Raw genomic sequence first — 7226 nt, forward strand, 5'->3', positions numbered from 1 at the left:
GATCTCCTGCGCGGAGTTCGCTGTCGATCAGAAAGGTTGGCTGCAACTGAATGCCCGCTCCGTGCAGGCAAGCGGCAATGCAGGTGTCGCCGTTGTTCGACCACATTCGTGGTCGTACCTTGATGCTGATCGGGCCGTGGGGCCCCGCGAACTGCCACTGATCACCGGTGGCCAACAGGCTGTAGCCCAGCACGTCGTGCTCGGCCAGATCAGTCGGATGCTTGGGCGCGCCCCGGCGCCTCAGGTAGCCAGGTGCGGCGCACAACACCATTCTGGTCGATGCGATTTGGCGCGAGATCAGGGTGGAGTCTGGCAATCGGGCGATACGAATGGCCAGGTCAAAGCCTTCATCGATGAGATCGATGACGCGGTCGGCCAGTTGCACGTCCAGACTCACCTGCGGGTGCAGGGCAAGAAATTCATGCCACAGCGGTGCCAGGTGCCGGATGCCAAAGCTGACCGGGACGCTGAGCTTGAGCAGCCCGCCGACTGTCACGCTGTGCGTCGAGATTTCGGCCTCGGAGGCTTCGATGCTCGACAGGATGTCTCGGCAGCGCGCAAGAAAGACTCCGCCTTCAGGGGTCAGCGACAGCTTGCGGGTGGTGCGGTGCATGAGCCGCACGCCCAGGCGTTGTTCCAGTTCTGAGACATGGCGCGAAACAGCGGCCTTGGACATGCCGAGGCTGTCCGCCGCAGCAGCGAAGCTGGAGGCCTCCACGACAGCGGCGAAGACGCGCATTTCCTGGTATTTGTCCATTGTTCCGAAATATTAAACAGTTTGTCTATGAGATGGCGATTTATCTTTGCAATCGACTTGAATACAGTTCGGTCCATGCCCGCACCGCGGGTCCAACCACTGAAAGGAAAGATCATGCAAGTTCTCGTCATCGGTACCGGCAACATGGGCGCTGGCTTCGTCAAACAGCTCGCCGCTGCGGGTCACCAAGTTGCCGTCGCTGGCCGCGACCGGGCCAAGGCCCATGCGCTGGCGTGGCAGCATGGTGCCAACGCTGTCGCCCTGGAAGGAGCCGCCCAAGAAGGGGAGGTCGTCTTCCTGGCGACGCCTTACGAGGAGGCGGTGGCCGCCCTGCGCAGCGTGGGTGACCTGTCGGGCAAGATCGTCATCGACATCAGCAACCCGCTCACGCCCGACTACATGGGCTTGACTCTGGGGCACAGCACGTCGGCGGGCGAAGAGATTGCTCGCGCTGTGCCCGAAGCCGAGGTCGTCAAAGGCTTCAACACGGTGTTTGCCCAGGTGTTGGCCGAAGGGGCCGATTTTGGCGCCGGTCAGAAAGTCACGGTATTCCTGGCCAGTGACAGTGATCGGGCCAAGCAGACAGCGAAGTCACTGGCCGAATCCATGGGGTTTGCTACTCTGGACGCGGGTGGCCTGAGGAACGCCCGTTATCTGGAGCCGCTGGCGGGGTTGAACATCTTTCTGGGCTACGGCGCAGGGCTCGGCACCGGCATCGCTCCCACTTGGATTCACCAGCGTTGAGCGCCTGAGCTCAAACATTCCCATGACAACGACTTCGAACCGATCGTGAATCTCAACCAAGGAAAGACTATGTCGACTTCTTCGAACACCCTCGTTTTCAAGGCATCCTCCGATAGCGCTTTCTTGCAGCGCTTGCTGGCCACCGATAACAGCGTCGCACCACTGGTTTTGCGCATCGCAGCCGGCGTCATCTTCGCTGCGCACGGCGCGCAAAAGCTCTTCGGTCTGTTCGGGGGCTACGGCCTGGAAGGGACTGGCCAATGGATGGAGAGCATCGGCCTTGCACCAGGTTACCTGATGGCCTTGCTGGCCGGCAGCGCCGAGTTCTTCGGTGGCCTGGCATTGCTTCTCGGCCTTCTGGTGCGGCCTTCAGCGCTGGTGCTCGCGTTCACTATGGCGGTCGCCATCGCCACCGTGCATCTGGAAAAGGGCCTCTTCATGGCCAACGACGGCTATGAGTTCGGCTTGGCATTGCTCGCGATCAGCGTCGGATTGGTGTTCTCGGGCGCCGGCCGCTTGTCCCTGGATCGGGCATTGGGTCCGCAAACCGAGTAAGTCGAGAACCGCAAACTGGGGATCAGCGCGCTCATCTCTGGCGAATGGATCGACTACCGGATTTCCCAAGGTTGCGACTCATCCCCAGGCGCGCTGCAAGCCGCCCCCGGCAGGCGTGGCTGGTCTTCCGTCGTCGCGCGCGAAGAGTTGGTGCTCGCTTTACGGCGGGCGTCGGGTGTGCTCGAATATTTCGCCTCAGCCGTTGTCTGGCGCACAAACCGGGCGACGGGCTACACTGTGTCTGCTCATCTCGCGGCGATGCCGGCGATGAATCAAATGGCCAAACCGCTGCTGGCCCACTGGTGTCCACGAGCCTGGGGGATGCTTCAGGGGCGGATCGTTCAGGAGCTGAATTGAGATGTGTGGCCGCTACGCGCTTTACGGTCCGACTTCGCGGCTGCGCGAGCAGTTCGACCTCGATCCGGGATTCGACTTCGCGCCGCGTTACAACATTGCGCCGGGTACCGAGGTTCTCGTCGTCGAGTCTGCGACGCCAGGCGGGCGCTCGGCCAGGCTTCTTCGCTGGGGGCTGATTCCGTCGTGGGCGCAGGACGCCAGCATCGGTGCCCGGCTGATCAACGCGCGCGGCGAGACGGTCAGCGACAAGCCGGCGTTCCGTGCGGCGTTTCGCCGTGCGCGCTGCATCGTCCCGGCGAACGGCTTCTACGAGTGGACGGCGGGCTGCGCAGGCGGGCGCACGATCAGGCAGCCCCACTTCATCCGTCCGCGCGCGGCCGGAGATTTGTTTGCGTTTGCCGGGCTGTGCGAGCGCTGGCGCTCGCCAACGGGCGAAGAGATCAGCACCTGCTGCATCATCACGACCAGCGCGAACGCGCTGGTGCTGCCGATTCATCAGCGCATGCCGGTCATTCTGGGCGCCGCCGAGCATGCCGCGTGGCTTGACCCGGACAACCGGGACGTCGAGGGTTTGCGCGCATTACTGCGGCCGGCAGTCGCCGACGGCATGCTCGCCCATCCGGTTTGCCGCGCGGTCAATTCCTCGCGCGCCGAGTCGGCGGCGCTGATCGAGGCGATATGACGCGCAGCGCGCACGGCCGGCGATCAGGGCTTGGCGCAAGCCGCGAGCGCAGCGATTGCGCGTAAACGACGCCCGTCCGCTGCGCGGGCTGTGCTCGGCAGCGCGTTGTTCACTCGTTTGATAGTCCACAGTGATTAAGTGGACAGGTGTCGTTTTGTACTGATATAGTAGGCAGTATGGTCGTGCGAGAGGCGCGACGGACAAGCGACAGGGTCGTCATGGCGGGGGAGGAGAGACAAGCAGCAGTAGCCAAGTGGAGCCGCCCGCGCGGGGCGCGTCTGTTGCCGCGCCAGCGTTTGTGGCGGCGGCTCGACGATCTGCTCGAAGAAGGTTCGGTGTGGATCGCCGGCGGACCGGGAGCCGGCAAGACGGCGCTCGTCGCGAGCTATGTCGAGGCGCGCGCACGGCCGGTCCTCTGGTACGACGTCGATCGCGGCGACGTCGATCCGGTCGTCTGCTGCGACGGACTGCAGCGCGCCGCGCTGCAGTTGAGCGGTGCGCCGGCGGGTGCCTTGCCCATGCTCGATCCGGTGCAGACCGACAAGGTCAACCGTTTTCTGCGCCGCTTCCTGGTTGCCTTCTACGCCGCGCTTCCCCCAGGCTGCCTGGTTGTCTTGGACAATGCCCACCAGGCGCTTGGCGCGAGCGCCTTCCGGAAGCTGCTGGAAATAGCCTTGCGCGCAGCGCCGGCCGATACCCGTTGCCTGATCGCCAGCCGCACGCGGCCGCCAGCGCCGTTCTCGCGCCTGCTGGCGAACGGCGGGCTGAGGCTGCTGCCGGGCGACGAACTGTTGTTCAGCGAGGACGAATCGATCACGGTCCAACGGTTGATCGCTCACTCGCGACCGCCGCGCCAGGCCGAGCAGATGCGGCAGATCCATCAGCTTGCCGCCGGGTGGCCGGCTGGCATCCGCCTGCTCGCGGAAGTGGGCCGGCTGGACGCGCCGAGCTTGCCGCGCGCGGTCGTCGCCACCCAACGCGCGCTCTTCGACTATTTCGCCAGCGAGGCCTTCGACCGCCAGCCGCCACAGGTGCGGCGAGTTCTGCTCAGACTGGCGCCCTTGCCGCGCATTACGCCGGCGATGGCGCGGTCGATTGCCGGCGACGACGCGCTGCGTGTCCTGGAACGAATGCACGCAGACCATTTGTTCACCTCGTGCCATGGCAGCGGGGCGCTGATCCACTACGAGTTTCATCCGCTGCTGCGCGAGTTCCTGCGCCTGCGTGCACAGAACGATCTTTCCGCCGACGATCGCTACGCGCTGGCCAGCGCGGCGGTGGCGCTTCTGGTGGCGGCCGGCGAACTCGACGCGGCAGCCGATCTGCTGATCGCTGGAGAACGCTGGGACGAACTGCGCATGCTCATTCTCGGGGCAGCCGAAGGTCTCGTCGCGCGCGGCCGCCAACGAACCTTGAGCGTCTGGCTCGATGCGCTGCCCGGCGAACGTTTCGGCGATCCGTGGTTGACTTACTGGCGGGGAATCGCGCTGGCACCGTTCGATCCGCCGGCTGCGTCCGGCCATCTCGAGCGCGCTTACCGCCAGTTTGACGCGACCGGTACGGGCGACGGACTTTACCTTGCCTGGACGGCCAACGTCGAACTGATCTGTCTCGCCTGGGCCAACTTCCGGCAGCTCGATCGCTGGCTGGACGATGCCGAACGCTTGCGTCGCTGCTTTGGTTCCCCACCCGGCTACCTCTACGGACGATTCACGGCGGCGCTTTTCGGTGGGCTCGCCTTTCGTCGTGCACACGATCCGTCGATCGAGGCGGTCGCCGGCGAGCTGCTGGCGGTGATCGAAGCGACGCCCGAGGTCAACACACGCATCCTGCTCGGCTGCAACCTGGTGCTCTACTATAACGCGGTGGTGGGTCGGCATCGCGCCATCGAACACGTCATGCGGGTGATCGAGCCGCCGGCGGGAAGCGCACTTGCGCCGGTGGCCGAGACTTTGCTGTGGGCCCTGCGCAGCATGCAGTGCTGGAGTGTCGGGGCCATGCGTGAAGGCGCTGAGGCTGCCGCGCGCGGCAGCCGCCTGGCACGCGAACACGGGCTGCGCGTCTGGGACTTTCTGCTCGCCGCGCTGGAAGCGTACTCGGCGCTCGACGACGGCTGCCTGGCTGCCGGGCAGGCTGCCCTCGAACGGGCGCGCAAGTGCCTCGATCATCGCCGCCAGATCGATGTCGCGCACTACCATTACTTGCGCTGCGTGGCCAGCCTGCTCGCGCGCGACTTCGCGCAGGCGCTGCAACACGCCGAATTGGTCCGGGCCATTGCCAACGAGTTCGGTGGCCCACACCAGTCGGCGTTGAACGCATTGAACATGGCGTCGAGCTTGCGCGGGCTGGGGCGTCTGGAAGCGGCCTGGGCTTGGCTGCGTAAGGGCCGCCGGATCGGTCGCGCGATCCGCAGCGATCTGCTGACCTTTCAGGCCGACCTGTTCGCCGCCGAGTGGGCGCTCGATGATGGCGACGACGAACGTGCCGCGCACGCGCTGCGCCGCGCTCTGGCGAATGGGGCGAGGAACGACTACGTCAATCATCACACCTTTGATCCACCTGCCGTCGCGCGCCTGTGCGCCTGGGCGCTGGGGCGCGGGATCGAGGTGGACTACGTGCGCCGCCTGATCGGTCGGCGGCGGCTCGCCGCTCCGGATGTCACCGTCGAGGTCTGGCCGTGGCCGATCCGCATCTACACCTTTGGCCGTTTCAGCCTGGTCGTCGATGAGGGTGTGATTACCGGCGCCGGGCAGCAGAAGGCGCTCGAGCTGCTGCAGGCGATCATTGGCGGCGGTGGTCGCGGCATCGTCGTTGACCGCCTGGCCGATGCGCTGTGGCCGGATGCCGAAAGCCGCGGCGCTTTCGATGTCGCGCTCGCGCGGCTGCGCAAGCTGCTGCGCCACAGCGAGGCGATTCGCATCGAGGGCCGCCGGGTCAGCCTTGACGAGCGCTATTGCTGGGTCGATTGCTGGGCCTTCGAGCGGCTGCTCGGCGAGACCGAGCAGATGGCGGCGAGCACGCCCGCCGAGCCGGCGCTCGATCGGGCGGTCGATCGCTTACGCCAGCTCTACCGGGGCGACTTCCTGGCGCGCGAGCGCGATCAGCCGTGGAACCTGGCGCTGCGTGAGCGCTTGCGCCGACGCTGGGCGTCGCTGTTGACGGCGCTCGCCCAGGCGGCCGTCGAACGTCAGGAGATGGCGCAGGCGGTACGTCTGTTGTACGAGGTGATCGAGGTCGATCCGCTGGCGGAGGAAGGTTACCGTCGGCTGATGCGCTGCTTGTCTGCGCAGGGTGAAGGCGCCGCGGTGCTGCAGGTGTATGGTCGCTGCCGGACGATGCTGGCGACCGTCCTTGGGGTTGCCCCGACGAGCGAGACCGAGGCGATTCGCCGCGCGATCCTTGACGCGCGCGACGACGATGCCGCCGCCAGCAACAGCGCTTGAGCGCGGCAGCATGTGCTTTGCGGCGCGCGCGACGATTGGCTACACTGCGCGGGCGAAGAAGATGAGGAGTGGCCATGGTTTACCAACAGACGATCGACGTGCACAGTCGCGGCCGCGGAACGCTTGAAATCACCGCCGAAGTGGCACGCATCGTGCGCTTGTCGGGCGTCGAGATCGGCCTGGCGAACGTCTTCGTGCTGCACACCAGTTGCTCGGTGATCCTGACCGAAAACGCCGACCCTTCGGTGCGCCGCGACCTCGAAACGCTGGCCGCGCGCTGGGCTCCGGACGGCGATCCGGCGTACCGGCACGACATGGAGGGAGACGACGACATGGCGGCGCACGGACGCAACATTGTCGCGGGTGCGGGGCTGAGCGTGCCGGTCGCCAATCGCGATCTGCGTCTGGGAACCTGGCAGGGGATCTATCTCTGGGAGCACCGCACCTCGCCGCACCGGCGGCAGATCATCGTCACGGTCGTCGGCTGAGTGCGCTCGACGCGCAGCCGGCGCATCGGCGGTGCTGCGCGTCGCCATTTCGCTGGTCGCCCGCGCTTGCCCGCCGCGTCTTCCTGCTAAACTGACCGATTCAAAAGTCTGGCGAGCGGAAAGGAAAAGGCAATGAGAATCGGATTCATCGGTCTCGGCATCATGGGGCGTCCGATGGCGCTGAACCTGCTGCGCGGCGG

At 65.9% G+C, this 7226-nt stretch carries 7 protein-coding genes; 6 read left to right on the top strand and 1 reads right to left on the bottom strand.

The window, feature by feature from the left end; all coding sequences use genetic code 11:
- A partial coding sequence (locus tag RKP46_RS05595) for a LysR family transcriptional regulator (protein ID WP_311105718.1) occupies positions 1-757 on the bottom strand: 757 nt, incomplete at its 3' end.
- A gap of 114 nt (positions 758-871) precedes the next feature.
- On the opposite strand from RKP46_RS05595, the gene RKP46_RS05600 reads away from it, so the two are divergent.
- The 6 genes from RKP46_RS05600 to RKP46_RS05625 form a co-directional block, all read left to right on the top strand.
- Positions 872-1501, top strand: a complete 630-nt coding sequence (locus RKP46_RS05600; RefSeq protein ID WP_311105719.1) for an NADPH-dependent F420 reductase — start codon at positions 872-874, stop codon at positions 1499-1501.
- A 69-nt stretch (positions 1502-1570) separates the two neighbouring features.
- The gene (locus RKP46_RS05605) at positions 1571-2056 is read left to right on the top strand and encodes a DoxX family protein (protein ID WP_311105723.1); all 486 of its coding nucleotides are present in this window, start codon (positions 1571-1573) and stop codon (positions 2054-2056) included.
- Between the two features lie 358 nt (positions 2057-2414).
- On the top strand, positions 2415-3095 hold the full coding sequence (locus tag RKP46_RS05610; protein WP_311105720.1) for an SOS response-associated peptidase: 681 nt from the start codon (positions 2415-2417) through the stop codon (positions 3093-3095).
- 218 nt (positions 3096-3313) lie between these two features.
- Positions 3314-6538: a BTAD domain-containing putative transcriptional regulator gene (locus tag RKP46_RS05615; RefSeq protein WP_311105721.1), complete on the top strand. Its 3225-nt coding sequence runs from the start codon at positions 3314-3316 to the stop codon at positions 6536-6538.
- A 74-nt stretch (positions 6539-6612) separates the two neighbouring features.
- Complete coding sequence (locus RKP46_RS05620) at positions 6613-7026, top strand: secondary thiamine-phosphate synthase enzyme YjbQ (RefSeq protein ID WP_311105722.1); 414 nt, start codon at positions 6613-6615, stop codon at positions 7024-7026.
- A gap of 132 nt (positions 7027-7158) precedes the next feature.
- On the top strand, positions 7159-7226 hold a 68-nt coding region (locus RKP46_RS05625; RefSeq protein WP_311105724.1), incomplete at its 3' end, for an NAD(P)-binding domain-containing protein.

The sequence above is a fragment of the Accumulibacter sp. genome, assembly GCF_031732815.1.
In the GTDB taxonomy this organism is placed as follows: Bacteria; Pseudomonadota; Gammaproteobacteria; order Burkholderiales; family Rhodocyclaceae; genus Accumulibacter.

Excerpts from the sequence above, each read along its gene's own strand:
- RKP46_RS05620 (WP_311105722.1), top strand. The coding sequence starts at position 6,613 with ATGGTTTACCAACAGACGATCGACGTGCACAGTCGCGGCCGCGGAACG.
- RKP46_RS05600 (WP_311105719.1), top strand. The coding sequence starts at position 872 with ATGCAAGTTCTCGTCATCGGTACCGGCAACATGGGCGCTGGCTTCGTC.
- RKP46_RS05615 (WP_311105721.1), top strand. The coding sequence starts at position 3,314 with ATGGCGGGGGAGGAGAGACAAGCAGCAGTAGCCAAGTGGAGCCGCCCG.
- RKP46_RS05605 (WP_311105723.1), top strand. The coding sequence starts at position 1,571 with ATGTCGACTTCTTCGAACACCCTCGTTTTCAAGGCATCCTCCGATAGC.
- RKP46_RS05610 (WP_311105720.1), top strand. The coding sequence starts at position 2,415 with ATGTGTGGCCGCTACGCGCTTTACGGTCCGACTTCGCGGCTGCGCGAG.